Raw genomic sequence first — 20,027 nt, forward strand, 5'->3', positions numbered from 1 at the left:
ATAGTGTAGCTACAGCCGGAGGAAAACCATTTTCCTCCGGCTTTTATCTCACCCATCAACCGCGATTATCCATGGATGCCTTTCTCGATACACTTTGGGACTACATTGCCGCCGGCTTCACGCTGCTTGGCGACAGCTTCTTTGCCCTGCTGCAGCACCTGCACTTTCTTGGTCCGCTCCTCCTGATCACCCTCCTGGCCGCCGTCACGATCGGGCTGACCAAACTGCTCAATCGCCTGATTGTCACCCGCCGCTTCCTTGAACTGGAAAAGGAGTACCATCACTGGCTGAAGGTCCGTCAGGAGGCTCTCCGTTGTTCGGACAGCGAGAAAGGACGACGAATGGCGCGCAATATAGACAAAGCTGAACTCAACAGGGCCTATTATGATTATTTTTTCGAAGGGCTGCTCCTCGGGATCGCCCGCAAGGTACTCCCGATATTCTTTATCTTTGCCTTTCTCAACGAATATTACCGGCCGGAACAGATGGCTGCCCTTTTCGGTCATGAATACGTGGTTCAGCTGGTTTCGCCTGGAGGCACCCCTGTGCCGATAGGAGCTGTTTTCTGGTATTTTCTCTCGCTGCTGAGCGGGTATCTTCTGTGGAGCGTCATCGCCACCGTCCGCAAGCGAAAGAACGCACCGGACAAGGCGTCCGCAACCCCGGGTATGGCAGAGGAAATGCACGCCTAAGGGATAGCTTAGCCGACAGAGTGTTTTTTTCCATAGGCTCTCGGAGTCTGCGCTTACCTGGAGTCTGCGCTTACCCGGAGTCTACGCTTACCTGATCGGGGATCATCCCCTTTAACTGCCCGCCTGCAATCTTTTAGAGGAGAGGGAAATGCTGCTCAACTCGCTGTTCAAGCATTGGAGTTACCGCATATTTGCTCCGGGCACCATCTTGCGGGAGAAATACGAAGCCCTCAAACACCTGCTGCATCATGATATCCGCTGCCATGAACAGATGGCTGAATTTCAGGATATGCTCCACGAAGGATGCCCGGAGGATCTGGCCGCCATCCGTAAACGCTTTGCTGAATTCTCCTCCCATGTCCGCGGCATGGTAGACGCCCTGGAAACCATGGCTCCTGGGAGCTATCTTTCCCTGGGCAGCTATCATAAAAAATTTGACTTTTACACCCGCTTTCTCCTGGCTCCACCAAAACTCGACTTCAGCCCTCCTTATGTGCTTGACCTGGAAAAGGTTACAGCAACCCACAAGGGCATCGGTAATAAAGCGAAAAATATAGCCCTGGTATGTAACGAAATCGGCTTGCCCATACCCCGAGGTTTTGTCATTACCGTCAGCGCTTTTCATTACCTCATCGAGTATAACAATCTGCGCGACACCATCGATGCGCTGCTGGCCGAAATTCATATACACGATACCCGCTCGCTCGGCACGATCGCTGAAAAGCTTCAGCAACTCATACGTGATGCAGAAATTCCACCGGCAATTGCAGAGGAAATCCAGGATGCCTGCAGCCAGCCACTTCCTGCAGGTCAGCCCGCAGTTGGCTATGCGGTCCGCTCCAGCGCCATCAGCGAGGACGGCGCCTTCTCTTTTGCCGGTCAATACCTGACCGTTCTTGACACCCCTGCAGAGGAAATCGATGCCGCCTACCTGGAAGTACTCGCCTCCAAGTATACCCCGGAAGCGCTCTTTTACCGCATAAGTCACGGACTCGGCGATGAAGAGACAGCCATGTCGGTACTGGTGCAGGAAATGGTCGAAGCTCGATGCAGCGGCGTGGTATATACCAGCGATCATCCGACGGACGACAGTCAGGCCGACCTCCTCCACCTCCATGTCATCGAAGGGCAGGGAGACCGTTTGGTCAGTGGCCGGGCCACACCGAAAATCTATTCCTTTTCCAAAGGGGAAAAACCGAGCCTGCTGCCACCTTCACCCAACGACCAGCAGCTGAATCCCGACCAGGCCCTGACCATCGCTCAAATGGGCGTACAGATCGAAAGCTACTTCGACTGTCCGCAGGATATTGAATGGGCCATGGCACAGGACGAGACTATTCTCCTACTCCAGGCCAGACCGCTCCACCCTGAACAAGCCGATCCTTCCGCACTAGAATGGGACCTCAGCGGCCTCGAACTCTATCTGGATGACTGTCGCCGTGCGTCAACCGGCATTGGTTCGGGTCCTGTGTATAAGGTAGATGAAGACCATCCCCTGGACAATATCCCCCATGGAAGCGTGTTAGTCGTTCGCGACGCTTCCCCGGATTACGTGCGGATCATGAACCGGCTTGCCGCTGTCCTGGCCGAGCGGGGAAGCAGAGCCAGCCACTTTGCTACCGTGGCCCGGGAATTCGGTGTTCCCTTTCTCACTTCCATTCCCGATTGCTGCACGCGCTTTGATCAGGAAAACCCCGTTACCGTAGATGCGATACACGGTGCCGTCTATAAAGGGCTTCTCGACACCTCTAACAGGGAAAATCCAGTCCGGCGGTACCAGGACAAATATCATCGTATACTGCGGCAGGCGCTGAAATTTATCACCCCGTTGGAATTGGTCGACCCGACGGACGAAAATTTCATCCCTGAAGGCTGCCGATCCATGCACGATATTATCCGTTTCTGTCATGAAAAGGCCGTGCTCTCCATGTTCACCGCCGGCAGGCCGGGGAGCGGTAGAGGAGCACTGCGCCTGGAAGCCGATATTCCCCTGGACGTCTTTCTCTTCGACGTAGGCGGTGGTTTTTCCACTGAGCCTGGAAAAAAACAGGTCGTCCCTCTCCAGCAGGTGGCCTCCCTGCCCTTTCAGGCACTCTGGAAGGGCCTGAGCCACCCGGGGGTGCAATGGAAGCAAAAACCCTTTGACTGGGAAGCCTACGATAAAATTGAATTGGCAGGCGGCGTTCCCCCCAAAAAGGACAGCTTCGCTTTTGCCAGTTATGCGGTGATCGGAACGGACTATCTTCATTTCAATATCCGTTTTGGCTATCATTTCACCATTGTTGATGTACTGTGCGGCGAAAACAGTGCCGAAAATCACTGCATGCTCCGGTTTGCCGGGGGAGGTGGGGATTATGACCAACGCATGCTGCGTATCGACTTTATTGCCGGAGTGCTTGAGCGGCTTGAATTTCAGATCGACAAAAAAGGCGACCTGCTGGAAGCCAAGCTGCCGAACCTGAAGTCCGAAGTGCTCACCCGCAAGCTTGACATGCTGGGTCGACTGCTGGGAGCCACCAAATTAATGGACATGGTCCTGACCGATCAGCAAATGGTTGCCGATTATGTGGAAGATTTTTATAAAGGACGATACTCTTTCTCCCAGCAAGGATAAGCATCCGTTCTGCAGTGCAACATTCCCGCCTGCAGCCACCACAAACAGGTGTGAATGATGGCGAAATACACAGTAACCTGGATCACCGATTACCTGGCAGTGGGACACGCTCCCATGTCCTACGATGATCTCGACAATATACGAGCACAGGGCATAAGCGGTATCGTCAACCTGTGCGGAGAGTTTTCCGACCTTCACGAAATCGAGGAAAGTGCCGGTTTTGAGGTCTTTTATCTGCCTATCCCCGATGAAACCGCTCCCAATATGGAACAGATGGAAAAGGCGCTGGAGTGGCTGGACGAGGCAGTCTATCTGGGGAAAAAGGTTCTTGTCCACTGCAAACTCGGGGTCGGCCGTACCGGGACCTTTGTTACTGCCTACATGCTTCGCCGCGGCTTTAATCTCAAGAAGGCGGGCAAACTGCTGAAAAAAACCAGGGCCAACCCAACCAATTACTCCCAATGGTGGTTGCTCCGCAAATTCGGAAAAAAAGAGGGGCAACTCAAACTCATCGAACCTTCAGCTGCCAATCGATCCTCCTCTGACCTCAGTCGCTTTTTTGAGCGCTACGAACAGCTGCTGGAAAAAATCGATGCTCACCTGGAAAGCGGCAAGGGCGCATGTTGCGGTAAAGACGCTGAGGCATGCTCCCGTTCCTTTCAACTTTCCCTTATCGAAGCCCTCTATCTCAATAACAAGGTCAATGTTGCCCTCTCCTCCGCACAGCGCAGCAGCGTCATTGAAAAAGCAGCATCCGCCACTGGCAGCGATACACCAGCGGGCAGCGAACCTCCCGCTGTCCAGGGCGACGACGATGCAGGTTCTCCACTGGCCAGTAACGATGCCTGTCCACTTCGTCAGGGTGACCAATGTTTGCTTGAACAGTACCGGCCGATTCACTGCCGGATCAGCGGCTGCGAAACCGGGCTAGATATGGAGGAGATCAATCGCGAAATTGCGGCACTCTCTGAAGAGGTCTTTCAAACCCTGTTTGCCGCATCAGCGAACCAGCCCCTTTCCCTGCCGGAAGTAAGCAACCGGGAAACCATTTCCGGTAAATTCATTCAACGTTACTTTCAATATCTTGTCACCCAAAAAGCAAAGGAAGAGCAGCACAAGAGCTGAGACTGTGGAAAATCGTCGCAGACTGGTCATGATTGTTGATGACGAACCGGACATGCTCTCCATGCTGGAGTTGGTGCTGCGGAAAAAATGCGCCTGCGATGTCATCACCGCCACCTCCGCGGCAACCGCCCTGGAGCAGCTGGTAAATCAACGACCGGAGGTGATTGTCTCAGATATCAAAATGCCGGGCATGGACGGGCTGGAGCTCCTCAAGCGAGTCAGGCAGACTGACCATTCCATCTCGGTGGTCATCATGACCGGGTATGGAACCATCGACATGGCGGTTCAAGCGCTCAAAGAAGGGGCCTACGATTTTCTCCAGAAGCCGTTTGATAAAGACCATATCGTTCGAGTGGTCAACAACTGCCTGGAACGCACCGCCCTGCTGCGCGCCAATTTCCACCTCCAGCAACAACTTCAGGACCTTACCCTGCCCGATGGTTTTGTCGGCCAGAGCCCTGCCCTGAGGGCTGCACTGGAACTGCTGAACAGGGTTGCCGACACTGATGCAACGGTCCTGATCAGGGGAGAAAGCGGCACCGGCAAGGAACTGGCGGCTCGGGCTCTGCATCAACTGAGCAGCTGGCGAGACAAAAAAATCATCACCGTAAATTGTCCGGCATTGCCCGAAAGTGTACTGGAAAGCGAGCTTTTCGGGTATTCCAAGGGAGCGTTTACCGGTGCGGAGAAGGAAAAAAAAGGCCTTTTTCAGGAAGCCGAGGGCTCGACTATCGTGCTTGACGAAATCGGCGACATCCCGGTTTCTCTGCAAACCAAGCTGCTCAGGGTATTGCAGGAAAAAGAAATACAGCCGCTGGGACAAAACAAAACCATTCGCGTGAACGCTCGGGTGGTCGCCTCCACCAACCAGGACCTGGAAGCAAAAATACAAAGAGGAGAATTCCGCGAAGACCTCTTTTACCGGCTGAACGTAGTGACGGTGGTCATGCCGAGCCTGCGGGAAATGAAGGAGGATATCCCGTTGCTGATCCATCATTTCCTGACCCGCTTTAAAGAACAGTACGGCCGGGATGATCTCTCCATCTCGGGTGAGGTGCTGCAGCACCTTTCTCATCGCGAATGGCAGGGCAATGTTCGCGAATTGCGCAATACGGTCAAACGCATTGTCCTCCTTGCCGATGGAGGCAAAGTGCAAATGGCTGACCTCCTCCCCCTTTTACCCGAATCCGACCTTCCGGCATCAGGAATCGATACATGGGATATCCGGGAATATTATCAACTCCCTTACAACGAGGCCAAGGCGGCCTTGCTTGCCGCCTTTTCCACCGGCTACATCACTGCCAGGCTGACAGAGCACAAGGGCAATGTCACCGGTGCGGCTGCTGCCTGCGGCCTTGAACGGCAGGCACTCCAGCGTCTGATGCGAAAATATGCGATCATTTCCTCCCGCTTCAAGCCGGACAAGTAGACCGACGCTCCCAGGTGACCGCTCGCAGGATACGCGGATCAGCCCTTTCTCCTCAACTCAAGAGCGCTGGCAATGCGTCGCGTTAACCTGCTGGTGCAACCGCAAACCAGTCAAGCCTTTCAGGCCCTCAATCCTGTCGGCAGAGAGCACCTTCCACTCCCGCAAGAAAAGGGCTATAACCATCTTCATTTCACGGAAGAAAAATGCGATTTACGCATTGGCTCATAGAAAAAAAAGCAGAAAGCAGCTAATCTAGCCCCTGGACAATCATCTGCTTCACATTCCATATCCGGTAATTTTCCGACTCTCAATCATCGATGAAAACCCTGGCCAGCCAACTTATCTTTTTCTTCCGCCACAAAACAGCGCGGAAAAATTTTTCCGTACTATGGAAATTTTTCACGTCCCTTTTCCTCATCATTAGCCTCTATTCGGTACTCTTCCATCTATTGATGGTGTACGAAGGCCGCGATTTCAGCTGGATTACCGGTTTTTACTGGACCTTGACAGTCATGTCGACCCTTGGCTTTGGAGACATCACCTTTCACAGTGACCTCGGCCTCCTCTTCACCATGATCGTCCTGTTTTCCGGCGTCCTGTTTCTTCTGATCATGCTGCCGTTTATCTTTATCCAGTTTTTCTATACCCCCTGGCTTGAAGCTCAGCAGCGTGCAAAAATACCCAGGGTCTTGCCGGAGCATATAGAAAACCATGTCATCCTGACCAACCACGACCCTATCACAACCCGGTTGATCGAACGCCTGGAAAAATATCACATCCCATATGTCCTGGTGACGCCCGACCTTCAGCTGGCCAACGAGCTGCACGACCAGGGCTACCAGGTGGTAATCGGCGAACCGGATAAGCCCAGCACCTACCAGGCCCTGCGCATTGGCCATGCCTCCATCATAGTGGTCACCAATGACGACCTCATCTCCACCAATATCTGTTTTACCATCAGAGAGGTAGACAGAGTGGTGCCCATCGTAACCAATGCCGACAGGGAGCACTCAATCGATATCCTTGAATTCTCCGGAAATACCAGTGTTTTCCAATTTACGAACATGCTGGGCACGCACCTGGCCAAACGAACCCAGGGGGTGAGCATGACCGCGAATATCATCGGCCGATTTGAAGAGCTGATGATCACGGAAATGCCGGTCAAGCAAAGTGAACTGGTTGGCAAGACCTTGCTTGAGGCGAGTATACGAAGCCTTACCGGGGTAACGGTGCTTGGCCTGATGCAGAAAGGCATCTTTAGCCCATCAGCTCCCAACGCGGTTATGACAAGGGAAACAATACTGGTGCTGTCAGGAACGGCAAAACAACTCAAGACCTTTGAAGATCGCTTTGCCGTCGACAATGTTGCGGCTAAAAAAGACAATCATGTCCTTATTCTCGGTGGGGGGCGGGTTGGGCTCTCTGCCGCCAGAACCCTGACCGAACACGGCATCAATTGCCGAATAGTTGAAAAACGTCCCCTCAAGATTGCCCACGAAAACGAGGAACAATTTATTATCGGTGATGCAGCGGACATCAACACCCTGGAAGCAGCAGGTATTCAGACGGCACAGTCGATTATTGTCACCACCCACAGTGACGACATGAATATTTACCTGACCTTTTATTGCCGGCAGCTGCGCCCGGATATCCAGATCATCAGCCGTTCCATTCTCGAACGCAACGTATCCAAACTTCATTCCGCAGGGGCCGACCAGGTTATGTCCTATGCTTCATTGGGCGCTGGTACTATTTTTCAGTTGCTCAGGCCCAACGAGATCTCGCTGTTTATCGAAGGGCTGATCGTATTCAATAAAAAGGCCGGTTCTTATTTCCATGGCCGTTCGATCATGGAAAGCGGGGTGAGGGACAAGACTGGCTGCAGTATTGTTGCCCTCAGACGAAAAGACCGTCTCCAGGTCAACCCTGAGCCGGAGACCATTCTCGATGTTAACGACGAGTTGATCTTCATAGGCACTGCAGAAAATGAACAACTGTTCCTCAAGCTTACACAATAGCTTGTTTCATCAACTATCACTGTTCCCTCCTCCCACGTCAGCCTCAAGAGAAAGTAAGCTGGCGCTGCTGCAGCTTGTGCCTGCCTGTTGCATGCCCAAAGTATGGAGGCAGGTGATGTTCCATCACTTCGTCCGGCGAACGGTGAAAAAAAGTCGAGCAAGCGCCCCTTCTCCAGCAACACCAACAGGTCAGCCGTCCTTTCTTCCGTCAGGATGACGTGTGCCCTTGACGGCACCAGGCTCTCCGGTGACGAAGTCGTTCTTCAGATAGCCTATCACGTCATCGGTCGGCAGTACCTTTGCAACCGTGCTGCTGGCTATCTTGAGTGCAATCTCCTGATTTGCTGTCGCAGTCGCGACGGCGTCACCCACCACCACCACATCATACCCGCGCGAATTGCCCGCATAGGCCGTGCTGAGAATACATTCATCCGTCCATAAACCGACGAGCACGATTGTATCGATACCGGCTACCTTGAGTTTTTCATCCAAATAGGACTTGCCGTTTTCATCAAAATTCCAGAACATATCCAGATGCTTTCCATGGTAAAACCAACCGTCGGCCACCTCCTCCTCTGTGGGGGCGATTTCCGCCAAGGTCTTCATGCCTGGTGCTCCGGTGAACACATATACAGCATTCTCCGGATCTTCCGGACGGAGGCCTTTGGGACCATACCAACGATCCATCGCATTGCTGATGCCATCGTCAAACCTGCGGGTCCATGCACTCCACATAATTCGGATACCGTCACTTTGCGATTGCGACGCTCGGAACGCATCCACCAGCTTGATGAGGTTGGGAAGAATTCCTCCAGCATAGGGTCGGTACTCTTCTTGACAGTCATCAAGAAGCAAGGCTATTCGCCGAGGCCGATCCTTCAGGTTCCAGGAAGCCCAAAAGCTTAACGGCTGCTTGTTCGGCCCTCCTGGAGTGCAGCTATAGTTTTCCATCGGCTGGAAAGCCAGTTCCATATCACGGTGTTTACGCGGCTCCTGTAGAGCTTCCTCAAGTGATCGTATCTTGCCTTCACTGTTTGTCATGGTCAAGTTCCTCCCGCATAATTTCCATCCATAGACAGCCACCTACTCGACCGCCAATCAACGTAAAAAAACCACTGTTCTTTTCTTTTCCGGAAATGTTACGCTATCTGTTGTCAGGCAAGCTGTCAACAGCATTGACAGAGCGCCCTCGAACATTCCTTTGGAATAGCAAGATAAATAGCTCACAGGCAAGGTGTATCCAGTATGTTAATCACCACGAGGAGTTTCGCTGGTCTGCTCTTGCCAGAGAGGAGTTAGCCCATGGTAAATCCGGATATGGCTGGTACCTTTTCCCTTCAAACATTCCTGTACCTCTGATGCGTGCCTATGATTTCATCGTTATCGGTTTGGGCACGGCGGGCTCTGCGACCTGCATGACCCTTGCTCGTCGGGGCTTCAACGTACTGGGTTTGGATAAATTCCACCCCCCGCACGAAATGGGCAGTCACCATGGCTCATCACGGAGCGTACGCTGCGCTTACCTTGAGGGAACCTCCTACGTCGCTATGGCATTGAGGTCATGGGAACTCTGGCGTAAACTTGAAAAGGACTCGGGCCGAAAGCTGCTGGTTGAAACCGGCAACCTGACCATTGGCCCTCCCGATTGCCCGGCGGTTTCTGGATTTGTAAAAAGTGCTCAGTCATATGGAATCCCGCATGAATGCTTATCTGGTGCGGAGGTTCGAAAGCGCTGGCCGCAGTTGGCCCCGCCGGATGCCTTCGTAGCCGGGTTGGAGAAGAAGGCAGGTATAGTTTTTCCCGAACAAAGCATCATGACCTTCCTGACTGAGGCGAGAAAGGCGGGAGCAACGCTCGTTGTGAACGAACAGGTGGATTCCTGGACTGAAGCGCACGACAAAGTGCTCATCCATACTGGCAGAAAAACCTACTCAACCGATCGATTGCTCATAGCGGCAGGTGCCTGGACGAGCAGACTGCTCAATCTGCCGGGCAGCCAAGTGCAACCAAAACGCGTTCCAGTGCACTGGGTAGACGTACCGGAAAACAGTGTGTTCCATCTGGGAGCGTTTCCTGTGAATTTCTGGCAGATTCCCCTTGAAAAAAATATCCCTTGCCCTCCAGCGTACAGGGAATTCTACGCGTTACCGGTCATTGGCAAGGGAACAAAAATTAAGGCCGCCTTCCATAACAGGCTTGTCGACTGCAATCCAGACACGGTCAACCGTGAAGTATTGCCTGGTGAACAGGACGAGATAAAAAAGACTATTGCGGAATTTCTTCCGAGTCTTGACCGGCGTCCCATTAGCTCTGAGGTGTGCCTTTACTCCATGACACCCGACGGACACTTCTTTCTTGGAAGCAAACCAGGTTCAAAGCGAGTTATTGGCGTCGCACTTGCGGGACACGGTTTCAAATTCGCTCCAGTTCTGGGGGAAATATTAGCCGATCTATTGGCTGATAAGACGCCCGCATTCGATATCAGCTTGTTTTCACCAACTCGATTCGGCCAGGAGCCAGAGAAAGCCCCGCTGACAAGAAATTAATGCCACAGCACCAGAAGGGAAAAAAGAGGATGTCCATTGCCGTGAAAACACCTATCAACGTACCGGCAGCAGGTGCATGGGCTTTGAAGGGTTGGCAATACGAAGGGAATAAACGCGTTGCTCGTTCCGTTGTGCAGATAGAGCAATGAATGGCGCTGCCGGAGGAAACATCCCTCTATTCTTCCCCCATTAATCTCTCCCGCCCGATCCTGGCGGCCAGGACGTTGGGATTAATAGAGACCAGCAGAATACCCAAGAGGGTCATTGCCCCCCCGCCTATCATTTTCCATCCGAGTTCATCACCAAAACAGAGAACTCCGAAAATCGAGGCCAGAATAGGGGCCAGCAACAGAAGCGGGGTAACCGTGGATACCGGGTAGCGGCCCAGCAGAAAATAGACGATGCCGTGCCCCACTACCGAAGCACCAATAGCGGAATAAAGCGGCGCCCATAACTCAAACAGTTCAATCTCGGAGAGAATCTGGCGGTGTCCGTTTTCAAATAGCAGTGACAAGAGCAGCAGCGAAGGCGTTGCAACCAGCGCGATCCAGGCCTGCAGACGAAAAACCCCGAGATTGGGACACTGACGCATAAGAATGGTCGCAACAGCCATAGCCAAGGCTGCACCAGCAACCCACAGGACCGCATCCAGATGGTTGAACACAATGGGGTCAAACCCGATGACCATAATCCCCAACAAGGCAATAATTATAGCCAGAATACGAAGCAGAGAAATGCGTTCGCGAAGCAGGACCGTTGCCAGAATAGCGGAAAAAGGAACATACAGCTGCGTGGTAATGGCTATGGATGCTATGTTTCCTCCGGCATTTAAGCCGATGAAAACCATCCCGAAATGAACAACCCCCAAAAGAAAAGAGACCCGCAGCAAAGGCAGCATATACCCCGGTGCCGGCTTAAGCCAGGGCAGCATAAGAATCAATAAGAACAGAAACCGAATACTAGTAAAAAAGAGGGGTTGAAAGGTGCCGGCACCGATTTTGCCGGCAATAAAGTTAAAGCCCCAGGCAAAGTTGGCGAGCAGAACCAGTAGAAGATCTGGTAGATTCATCGTGTTGTGCGGTGCGGCGCCGACAGTTGCCGGAGCGGAAAATCGACAAACCGGCTGAATTTCCTGTCGGTTATCGCTATTTGAACAGTGTATCTATCCCCATGGCTTTTTTACGTGCAAACTTAGGGATGAGCTTTGGTTTTAACAGAACTATTCCCCTAAATGCAAAGGCCAGTAAATGCAAGGTGAAAAAATAGTCCACCATCCTGTACCCCCTTTTCCTGCGCAGCGCGAGGCGAAGAAACCATCGCATCTGCACACCGTTGAGCGCAAATGGCTTGAAGCTGGTCTTCACCCGATATCGGGGCCGGGTTCCATTGGGATACTGTTGCTTATACCTCTTTTTTGCCTTTTTAATCCGCTTTTTGACGCGCTGATTATAGGGAAGAAAATAATATTCTCTTGCTACGGCTAGCAGGGTAAAGGTGTCATACATATAACGAATATCCGCTGCCGGCAATCCACATTTCTCGGCAAGCGCCTCCATCTGCGGGATTTTTTCCAACGCCTTGTAGCCCTTTTCAACGCTCTGCGCACCGTTGCCTACCAAAGTCCGGAGCACCTTCCGTACCGAATGATTGATAAAAATATTGTTCCAGAAAACCGGAACCAACGGGGGGATACGTATCCGGCGAAAAAATAATTTCTGCTCTGCCACGTCTTCGATGTACAGCAGTTCCTTGATCACTTGATCATCAAGGCGAAGCAGCGCAAGCAGGGCCGAGGGGTCCGGGCAATCAATGGCTTGCGCAAAAGCAGCCACAGCCTCTTCCACATTTCGCCTGTAGCGAAAGAGTTGAATGCAAACAAAGCTGTTCAGCTCATTCCAGATCCCGGCATCCTCCAGGAAAGTCAGCCGACGAAAAGGCAGCCATCCTCCGGTCTGACACCAGACGCTGATCCCGACCATGTTCTCCGCTCCTGCAAGCTGTCGCCTGTACTCCTGATAGTCCCAGCCGATAAACGAGGGGTATTCGCCGGCACCCTCATATTCCCTTCGTGCCTGCAATTCGATGATTTTTTTCACCTTGCTGCGAAAAAAATGCTTATTGAGGGGGAGATAGCGAAAAAAATCCGATTCACCATACTTGAGAGAGAGAATAAACCACTCACTCTCAATGCCATGAAGTACCCTGGATAAGGTTCGCCGGTGCCAGATAAAATCACCGATGGAGTAGGCGCCTACAGTCCAATTGCGCAGAATAAGGTACCGATGAGACCGCTCAAAGAGAGGGAGCAACTCGTGCAATAGACAATTGGCCTGCCCCGGTCGCTGCAAGGTCAATTCACTGACAAAATCACCCCGCACGTCTTTTCCGTCGCACTCACCAATGCGCAAAATAATCCCTTTGACCTCAGGAAACTGCTGGAGGACCGTTTGCACCTGTCTGCGAATAAAGACGTTAGCTTTCCGGGTACTCTTGCCTATCTGCCGCTTCAAACCGGGAGTGAAGGACAGAACATCCATGGTCAGGTATACGTCGAGTTCATGAAGCCGGCAAACAGCAAACAGCTTTCGGTACTGCTCCGCAAGAACAGCAATTTTTTGGTTTATTTCAGGCTCGAGCCAGGGGTCTGGAGCCAGGTGGGTCACATCGTCAAGGGTAATTCCATTGTAGCCTATTTGGCGTACCCTGCCGGCAAATGTATCCATATCCCGGCGTATTTGGGCAAACTGTTGCCCCAACTGGAGAGGCTCTTCACTCAGGCGCTGAAAAGGCACCTTGGACCAATTCACCTGCTGCTTGCCGTACCCGCGAAAAAATGGTCCTATCCCATCTATGAGAAAAATATCCATTGCATTGGACATTAAAGAAATATATCAACAAGCTTAGAAGTGAAACCAAGCCGCACTTTTTCATTTTTATGGTACCGGATCAGTGATCAGATATGATAAGAATATCATTTCATTGTGGTTAGGGTCAGGTAATTCCTCTGTATGCAGTATACCAACAGGGAAAAAGCCACCCCTCTTCTGTTCATGATGCCACTCTTCCCAAACGAGGCTGAGTCAGTTGCCTCGCATGGCCTATGGCGATGATCCCCCTGCGGTACGGCGCACATGAGGCATGACGATGTCGAACCAACCCACCTATGATGAGCTGCGCAGAAAAGTTGATGCGCTCGAACGACAGCTTGCACAGCAGAATACCTCCCTGCGCAAGGACAGCCATGATCGCCCGTTGACGATCTCCGAGAAAGCGCAAACGACAAACGATGTGCTGTCTCTGAAAGCCAGCGAGGAAAAATACCGTACCCTTTTTGAACAAATGGCCCAGGGAATCTTTATTCGCCAGGCGGACGGGACGGTGGCTGACTGTAATCAGGCCGCACTGGACATGCTGGGGCTTGAACGGGAGGAGTTCATCGGTACGACCTATATTGATTCTCCGTGCACAATGCTGGATGAGGGTGGCAGGAGTGTTCCGGCTTCCCAGCAACCATCGGTTCGCGCCCTGCGGGAAAAAAAACCGATCCTAAACTTTGTTGCCTCCATCGTTCACCCTCACAAACAGGACAAAGTCTGGCTCAGCATCAACGCCATTCCCCAGTGGAAAACCGGGAATGCAGCCCCTCTCCAGGTGTTGGTCACTCTGGACGACATCACTGCCATACGGCAGGTCGAGCAGGAGTTACGTCACAGCAGGCAGCGGATACGTGATGCCCATAAACTGCTGCAACTGGTCATCGATACCATACCGGTACGCCTTTTCTGGAAGGATCTGGACCTTTCCTATCTGGGCTGCAATCGGCTCTTTGCTCTTGATGCCGGCTTTTCAAGGCCTGAACAGCTTATCGGGCTCGATGATTACACGATGGGCTGGCGGGAACAGGCAGAATTATATCGGAACGACGATATGGAAGTTATCCGTACCGGCAGGCCGAAACTCCACTATGAAGAACCACAGACCACCCCTGAAGGGAAAAAAATTTGGCTCTCCACTTCCAAGGTTCCCTTACGCGATGCCGAGGACAATATCGTTGGTCTGCTTGGAGCCTATGAAGACATTACCGCACGCAAACAGGCGGAAGCGAAACTGCTCAACGTCCAGAAACTCGAGTCCCTTGGACGCCTAGCTGGAGGAATAGCCCATAATTTTAACAACATACTCATGACCATCATGGGTAATATTTCCTTTGCAAAAATGGAGGCAAAGCCAACCGAGAGACTATACCAACGTTTGCTCAATGCAGAACAAGGGTGCCTGAAAGCCAAAGATCTGTGCAGCCAGTTTCTCACCTTCTCCAAAGGGGGGGCACCGGTAAAAATCCAAACACCGGCTGCTCATGTCATTAGGGCCAACAGCCAACTCGCACTGAGTGGGACCAGATCGCTGTGTGAGTATGCTCTTCCACCCGACCTCTGGGATATTCATGCAGACAGTGACCAACTCGGTCAGGTTCTCACCAACCTGCTGCTCAATGCCGATCAGGCCATGCCGGAGGGCGGCATTATCCGAGTAAGTGCAAAAAACAGGATTCTGGAGAAGGAAAACAGCTACGGACTGGAAGCTGGCAACTATGTACAGATTCTGATTGAGGATCACGGCACCGGCATCGCGGAGGAAGATCTGCCGAACATATTTGATCCCTATTTCACGACCAAAGCCAATGGGAACGGACTGGGCCTCGCTTCGGCCTACTCGATCATGCAACAGCATCAGGGGGCGATCACGGTGGAGTCGACTAACAGTTCAGGGACAATTTTTTCCCTCCTCCTCCCTGCAGCGGCCTCCAAGGTCACGGTAGACACCAAACAACACCCTTTGCCGGTAAAAAAAAGCAGCGGCAACATCCTGGTTATGGATGACGACCAGTCTGTTCTCCATACCATTGCGGCCATGCTGGAACACCTGGGGTATACCGCTCACCTGGTGGTGGACGGTGAAGCAGCGATCAGGGCCTACCTTCGAGCCATGGATACGAACAGCCCCTTTGACGTGGTCATAATGGACCTCGTCATCCCTGGAGCCATGGGCGGCGAAGCAACCGCACGTCATTTGCAGGAGATTGACCCCAAGGTAAAGATGATCGTCTCCAGCGGCTTCAGCCAGGACACCATCATTGCCAATTACGAAAAATATGGTTTCACCGGATTCGTGGTCAAACCCTACCGGTTGGAAGAATTGGCCTCCCTGCTGCGCCAGGTCCTGGGGTCCTGAACAATGAGGTTAGCTGGCTGATCAGGACGATGCCCTTTGTCCATACCCAGACAGCCAGCCCACAACAGATCTCATGGTCGATGAATTCTGGCCAGGTAGCTGCCGTCTGCTCCAGTCACGACTTTTTCGCAGACCAATCCATGGGCGACGGCAACCCTCTGCAAGGAGACATAGTCGATATAAATCCAGGAAAAGGGTTCGGACTCTATGGAGTTATAGGTCATGACAAACTCAGTTTCACCATAATAGCCATCCAGCCGGTCAAGGTCTGTTTCATCTGCGTACAACCCGCTGATATCCGTTGAATCAGCAAGAATCTGTCCATCACCCTCCAATAAATCCCAAGCGAGCTGGAAAAAATAATGTATTCCGGCAAGCGAGCCGCAGATTCCCATACCGTTCATCAACATAAGGATGGTGTTATAGCACTGTTCTCCTTTCAAGGAAAAAACACTCCCGTGCATCGGCCGCTGCACTTGCCGTTGGCGCATGACCTCTATGCAACCTGGTGATATTTCCAGTGCATCCACCTGGAATCCCCGTTCCTGCAGGCGTAAGGTATGGCATCCGCTGCCGGCACCCACATCAAGGATACGCCCGTAGCAACGATGCAGGGCCTGGCGCTCAATTTCTCCCATGTCCGCAAAGGCTCGAAACATAGTCTGCCCGTCCATTGCTGACATTTCCAGCGTGGTGGAATGCACATCCACCTGAACGGAGTGATCACCATGAAGATAATCCAGCAGCATAACACCAAGCGGGTCTTTCTGCCGGTCGCAAATAATCTGCTGCATAGACAACACGAAATAAAAAGGAGTATTGGCATTTACAGGGAGTACCAGGAAAAATCCAGTTTCAAGCCGAAAACATCCCTGTGTAGAAGGGCGGTGGACGAGTGGGCCGGATCACCCTTGCTCACACCAGTCCCATGACCTCTTGGCAGGGACATACGGTGAGGCCAACACTTAGCATAAAGAGTGGAGAATCGCTACCGATAGCTTGCTACACGTATTACTGACTGCGATGTTCGCTCCCGGTATAACGCAACTGCGCCTTCTCTCCTGCTTGTGCAGCCGAAGAATGCGGCTCACCCCAAGGCTATATTTCGTGCTCCCCGCTGCTGCAATGTCCAACGGGATGGCTCTGCGAAGTAGGATAATAAATGGCGACAAATCATGCTAGCGACGGTATAGTACTGTCTGTCTGTGGTGGCAGCAGTCTCTGTCGCCTCGCCTGTTTTGCCTGGGCGCCTGCAGATGCTGCCGGACACCGTTGCGCATAGTTCCTTATCCGCTCACCCAGCTGACCAGGCATTTTCTCCTCTTCATCCTTTCTGCTCTTTGTTCTGATGCCCGCTACACATCGAATTGTTCACCCCTGTCCCGCGACCAATGCGCTTATCGACACCACAAGCGGCGAGTCCCTCTTCCCTCCCGCCCATTGGGCCTTTCTTCAGGCAGGGGACGCTCCGCTCACTAAAAGCGTGAAAAACCGCACCACGACCTGGCTGGTGCAAGTTCGACACGGTAAACGATTGATTGCGCGAGGTGTGTGGGCAGATAGGGCGGTCATTGATGCAGCGACCAAAGAACTGGAAAAGAAGCGGTCGACGCCTGAATACCAGCAAAGACGTACCGCTGATCTTCAGCGGAAACAACGCAAGCACCGGAAATATGTCGAGACATTTTATCAGAGCGTTCTCGACTTTCTTGCCTTTCCGCCTGTACACCATTCCATTGCAGAGCGACTTGCCTGCGCCGTGACCGAACTTACCACCCCTATCGGCTCTGGGACAGTGGCCAGAACCTCCAGGCTGCCGTTGAATAAACGGGCTGAGGCTGCAGTCATTGCCTGGCTTCGCCACCATACCACCGGGTATGACCAGATGCACATTGCCCGGCGAAAGGGACTGCGCAGGGAAGTGCGCCGAAGGCTTGCACAACAATCCATTACCCTGCTTGATCAATATAGGGCCGGTCAGCCTCCGGAGACCGACTGTCCTCTGCAGCGGTCACTCGCACAGGCTTGCACCCGGGCGGCACCCTCTGGGGAGCGCAACATATCAGGATGTCTACACCGGGCTGAATAAAGCCATTGGTGGGATTTTTTAAAAATGGAAAGAAACCACATGCAAACAATATCCAGGAGGAAGAGAGTATGTATGCACTCGCCATAAACGGTAGCCCGCGCAAAGGCGGCAACACGGAACTGCTGCTCAAGGCAGCGCTGGAAGAATTGACAAAAAACGACTGGGAAACAGAACTGGTCAAAGTCGGCGGAACCGCCATTCGGGGATGTATTGCCTGCGAGCAGTGTTTTGCCAATCAAGACAACAGGTGCGCCGTCAACAAGGACGAATTTAACGATATTTACGCCAAAATGCTTCGAGCAGATGCCATGCTCCTCGGGTCGCCCACCTATTTTGCAGCAGTCTCAGGCGATCTGAAGGCACTGATCGAACGGGCAGGTTTTGTGGCGTACGCCAACGATCATGCATTTTCCGGAAAAATTGGCGCAGCAGTTGTAGCTGTTCGACGAGGCGGCGCGGTCCATGTTTACGACTCCATAAACCATATGTTCCAGATGTCTCGAATGATCATTCCCTGTTCAACGTATTGGAATATGGGCATTGGGCTGCAAAAAGCAGAAGTCGCCAATGACGACGAAGGCATGGCCAACATGCGGCACCTGGGCCAGGCCATTGATTGGCTCGGCAAAGCCATTCATCCCCATCTGGCTTCCTACCCTAAAGGGTAAGCGCCTGCACCGTCAAAGCCAAACCACATGCTCGAGAAAAGGCACCTCGGGTTTTGGCCAGCAAACCTCCCATGCATGAACCGATGATGCTGATCGCTGTGAGCGCAGTTTTCCTGCTCGCCGGAGTAGTGAAAGGGGTAATTGGTTTCGGCCTGCCAACCATTGTCCTGGCGCTGCTCACCGTCATCATCGACCTGCACAGTGCCATAGCACTGGTTCTGGTGCCGTCGCTGGCTACCAACATCTGGCAGGCCTTTGCAGGCGGCCATGGTAAACTGCTTTGGAAGCGCTTGTGGCCATTTCTCTGTACCGCCGCCATCACCATTCAGGTGGGGGCGGCAGTACTCACCAGGGTCGCACCTCCAGCCCTCTCGGCATTGCTGGGGGGGCTGCTGGTCACTTACGCCCTGTTCAGCCTCTCGGGTGTCCGACCGGTGCTGAGTAAACAACAGGAACAATGGTTCGGCCCTTTATCCGGCTGCCTCAACGGCATCTTTACCGGTATGACCGGCTCCTTTATACTGCCTGGAATACCCTACCTGAACGCCTTGCGCCTCCCCCGGGATCAGCTCGTACAGGCAATGGGAATACTGTTTATGCTCTCAACCTGTTTCCTGGCAATGGCCCTGGGAGACAACGATCTCTTATCGCCGCAACAAGGACTCCTTTCCTTTATGGGTCTGCTGCCGGCAAGCTGCGGCATGGTGCTCGGCCAGCGAATAAGGCGACGTCTTGCTGGAAACCTGTTCAGAGTCCTCTTCTTCCTGTCGCTGCTGCTGTTGGGCATTTACCTGGTAGTCCGTAACATCCTCTTTTTCTGACCAGTCACCACAACCGTGCGGGCAAGCTAAAAAAACAGATTGCCGATCTACCTGTAATGGTGGTAAAAAATATTTTTCTCTATCTTTATCAGAGGTATGCCTCAAAACGGTAATGAACAGTACGGGCAAACATTTTTTTTTCCTGGTTCTGCTCTCCCTGGGCGCAGCCGCACTCTTGTTCCTGCTCACCGACAGCGGCAGCTTGACCAAACATGCGGCAACCACACTGCTCCGCCGCGAGGTTTTTCCTCTCCAGGATAGTGCACCTTTTCCACTCTATGGCAATAATGCGTACCTCATTGCGAAAAAAGCACTGGAGGTGGACCCCGAGCTCCATGCCCGCCTGTTGCCCCTTGAACGGGGTGGATATATCAGCCTGCAACCGCTCACCCCTCCACCGAAGAAATATATGCACGATCCGCACAACCGGGTGTTCGTCATACAGCCAACCGAAAAAGCAACGTCGTTCATCGAAAAAAGGACGCCCTCAACCATCTGGGTCAAGACGTGCACGCTAAACCTCAGCAAGGTGAGCGCAACAGTAACCGATACCAGAGAGAGTTCGGCGGTTGCCTATGTCACTTATACCACAGTGGACAAGACACCGTTTGCCTCCTTTTCCGATAACTGTGACGATAAAGAACATAAAGCACAGTTTATCTTTTCCAAGGAGGGAAACGACTGGAAACTGGCAGCCGATTAACTGCTCCCAGCTTACCCCCTGTCAACGGCAAACGGTTTCACCTGTATTATTCTCTACAAAACAAGGAGGAAACAATGGGTTTAACATCTG

General features: G+C 52.6%; 16 protein-coding genes. 12 read left to right on the top strand and 4 right to left on the bottom strand.

Annotated features, from left to right (window positions below; genetic code table 11):
- The first annotated feature begins 71 nt into the window (after window positions 1-71).
- The 6 genes from ACZ52Z_RS09145 (at window position 72) to ACZ52Z_RS09170 (ending at window position 7,878) form a co-directional block, all read left to right on the top strand.
- Window positions 72-692, top strand: a complete 621-nt coding sequence (locus ACZ52Z_RS09145) for a hypothetical protein (protein WP_464270429.1) — start codon at window positions 72-74, stop codon at window positions 690-692.
- 148 nt (window positions 693-840) lie between these two features.
- On the top strand, window positions 841-3,306 hold the full coding sequence (locus tag ACZ52Z_RS09150) for a PEP/pyruvate-binding domain-containing protein (RefSeq protein WP_464270430.1): 2,466 nt from the start codon (window positions 841-843) through the stop codon (window positions 3,304-3,306).
- A gap of 54 nt (window positions 3,307-3,360) precedes the next feature.
- Window positions 3,361-4,431, top strand: coding sequence for a protein-tyrosine phosphatase family protein (locus ACZ52Z_RS09155; RefSeq protein WP_464270431.1), 1,071 nt, complete (start codon window positions 3,361-3,363; stop codon window positions 4,429-4,431).
- Window positions 4,432-4,435: 4 nt separating this feature from the next.
- A complete protein-coding gene (locus ACZ52Z_RS09160) occupies window positions 4,436-5,860 on the top strand; it encodes a sigma-54-dependent transcriptional regulator (RefSeq protein ID WP_464270432.1) in 1,425 nt (474 codons plus the stop codon).
- A 72-nt stretch (window positions 5,861-5,932) separates the two neighbouring features.
- Entirely contained in the window at window positions 5,933-6,088 is a 156-nt protein-coding gene (locus ACZ52Z_RS09165) for a hypothetical protein (RefSeq protein WP_464270433.1), read from the top strand.
- Window positions 6,089-6,177: 89 nt separating this feature from the next.
- A complete protein-coding gene (locus ACZ52Z_RS09170; RefSeq protein WP_464270434.1) occupies window positions 6,178-7,878 on the top strand; it encodes a potassium channel family protein in 1,701 nt (566 codons plus the stop codon).
- Between the two features lie 189 nt (window positions 7,879-8,067).
- Here ACZ52Z_RS09170 and ACZ52Z_RS09175 read toward each other — a convergent pair whose 3' ends face one another.
- On the bottom strand, window positions 8,068-8,919 hold the full coding sequence (locus tag ACZ52Z_RS09175; RefSeq protein WP_464270435.1) for an isochorismatase family protein: 852 nt from the start codon (window positions 8,917-8,919) through the stop codon (window positions 8,068-8,070).
- Window positions 8,920-9,236: 317 nt separating this feature from the next.
- Here ACZ52Z_RS09175 and solA point away from each other — a divergent pair, with 317 nt between their 5' ends.
- On the top strand, window positions 9,237-10,424 hold the full coding sequence (gene solA, locus ACZ52Z_RS09180) for an N-methyl-L-tryptophan oxidase (protein WP_464270436.1): 1,188 nt from the start codon (window positions 9,237-9,239) through the stop codon (window positions 10,422-10,424).
- Window positions 10,425-10,599: 175 nt separating this feature from the next.
- Here the strand turns inward: solA and ACZ52Z_RS09185 are convergent, their stop codons facing one another.
- On the bottom strand, window positions 10,600-11,493 hold the full coding sequence (locus ACZ52Z_RS09185; RefSeq protein WP_464270437.1) for a DMT family transporter: 894 nt from the start codon (window positions 11,491-11,493) through the stop codon (window positions 10,600-10,602).
- A gap of 76 nt (window positions 11,494-11,569) precedes the next feature.
- Entirely contained in the window at window positions 11,570-13,291 is a 1,722-nt protein-coding gene (locus tag ACZ52Z_RS09190) for a hypothetical protein (protein WP_464270438.1), read from the bottom strand.
- A 277-nt stretch (window positions 13,292-13,568) separates the two neighbouring features.
- On the opposite strand from ACZ52Z_RS09190, the gene ACZ52Z_RS09195 reads away from it, so the two are divergent.
- Window positions 13,569-15,656: a PAS domain-containing hybrid sensor histidine kinase/response regulator gene (locus tag ACZ52Z_RS09195; RefSeq protein WP_464270439.1), complete on the top strand. Its 2,088-nt coding sequence runs from the start codon at window positions 13,569-13,571 to the stop codon at window positions 15,654-15,656.
- Window positions 15,657-15,727: 71 nt separating this feature from the next.
- On the opposite strand, the gene ACZ52Z_RS09200 is transcribed toward ACZ52Z_RS09195, so the two are convergent.
- Window positions 15,728-16,450, bottom strand: a complete 723-nt coding sequence (locus ACZ52Z_RS09200) for a class I SAM-dependent methyltransferase (protein WP_464270440.1) — start codon at window positions 16,448-16,450, stop codon at window positions 15,728-15,730.
- 554 nt (window positions 16,451-17,004) lie between these two features.
- Here ACZ52Z_RS09200 and ACZ52Z_RS09205 point away from each other — a divergent pair.
- The 4 genes from ACZ52Z_RS09205 to ACZ52Z_RS09220 all read left to right on the top strand — a co-directional run bounded on the left by ACZ52Z_RS09205 (window position 17,005) and on the right by ACZ52Z_RS09220 (window position 19,937).
- Complete coding sequence (locus ACZ52Z_RS09205) at window positions 17,005-17,745, top strand: DUF2293 domain-containing protein (protein WP_464270441.1); 741 nt, start codon at window positions 17,005-17,007, stop codon at window positions 17,743-17,745.
- Between the two features lie 68 nt (window positions 17,746-17,813).
- Window positions 17,814-18,413: a flavodoxin family protein gene (locus ACZ52Z_RS09210; protein WP_464270442.1), complete on the top strand. Its 600-nt coding sequence runs from the start codon at window positions 17,814-17,816 to the stop codon at window positions 18,411-18,413.
- Between the two features lie 71 nt (window positions 18,414-18,484).
- Window positions 18,485-19,234, top strand: coding sequence for a sulfite exporter TauE/SafE family protein (locus tag ACZ52Z_RS09215; protein WP_464270443.1), 750 nt, complete (start codon window positions 18,485-18,487; stop codon window positions 19,232-19,234).
- Between the two features lie 112 nt (window positions 19,235-19,346).
- Window positions 19,347-19,937 (top strand): hypothetical protein, encoded by a 591-nt coding sequence (locus tag ACZ52Z_RS09220; protein ID WP_464270444.1) that lies wholly within the window; start codon window positions 19,347-19,349, stop codon window positions 19,935-19,937.
- The last annotated feature ends 90 nt before the right edge of the window (window positions 19,938-20,027 follow it).

The organism is Desulfogranum aggregans, assembly GCF_055398265.1.

Excerpts from the sequence above, each read along its gene's own strand:
- ACZ52Z_RS09145 (WP_464270429.1), top strand. The coding sequence starts at position 72 with ATGGATGCCTTTCTCGATACACTTTGGGACTACATTGCCGCCGGCTTC.
- ACZ52Z_RS09150 (WP_464270430.1), top strand. The coding sequence starts at position 841 with ATGCTGCTCAACTCGCTGTTCAAGCATTGGAGTTACCGCATATTTGCT.
- ACZ52Z_RS09155 (WP_464270431.1), top strand. The coding sequence starts at position 3,361 with ATGATGGCGAAATACACAGTAACCTGGATCACCGATTACCTGGCAGTG.
- ACZ52Z_RS09165 (WP_464270433.1), top strand. The coding sequence starts at position 5,933 with ATGCGTCGCGTTAACCTGCTGGTGCAACCGCAAACCAGTCAAGCCTTT.
- ACZ52Z_RS09170 (WP_464270434.1), top strand. The coding sequence starts at position 6,178 with ATGAAAACCCTGGCCAGCCAACTTATCTTTTTCTTCCGCCACAAAACA.
- ACZ52Z_RS09175 (WP_464270435.1), bottom strand. The coding sequence starts at position 8,919 with ATGACAAACAGTGAAGGCAAGATACGATCACTTGAGGAAGCTCTACAG.
- solA (WP_464270436.1), top strand. The coding sequence starts at position 9,237 with ATGCGTGCCTATGATTTCATCGTTATCGGTTTGGGCACGGCGGGCTCT.
- ACZ52Z_RS09185 (WP_464270437.1), bottom strand. The coding sequence starts at position 11,493 with ATGAATCTACCAGATCTTCTACTGGTTCTGCTCGCCAACTTTGCCTGG.
- ACZ52Z_RS09190 (WP_464270438.1), bottom strand. The coding sequence starts at position 13,291 with ATGGATATTTTTCTCATAGATGGGATAGGACCATTTTTTCGCGGGTAC.
- ACZ52Z_RS09195 (WP_464270439.1), top strand. The coding sequence starts at position 13,569 with ATGTCGAACCAACCCACCTATGATGAGCTGCGCAGAAAAGTTGATGCG.
- ACZ52Z_RS09200 (WP_464270440.1), bottom strand. The coding sequence starts at position 16,450 with ATGCAGCAGATTATTTGCGACCGGCAGAAAGACCCGCTTGGTGTTATG.
- ACZ52Z_RS09205 (WP_464270441.1), top strand. The coding sequence starts at position 17,005 with ATGCCCGCTACACATCGAATTGTTCACCCCTGTCCCGCGACCAATGCG.
- ACZ52Z_RS09210 (WP_464270442.1), top strand. The coding sequence starts at position 17,814 with ATGTATGCACTCGCCATAAACGGTAGCCCGCGCAAAGGCGGCAACACG.
- ACZ52Z_RS09215 (WP_464270443.1), top strand. The coding sequence starts at position 18,485 with ATGCATGAACCGATGATGCTGATCGCTGTGAGCGCAGTTTTCCTGCTC.
- ACZ52Z_RS09220 (WP_464270444.1), top strand. The coding sequence starts at position 19,347 with ATGAACAGTACGGGCAAACATTTTTTTTTCCTGGTTCTGCTCTCCCTG.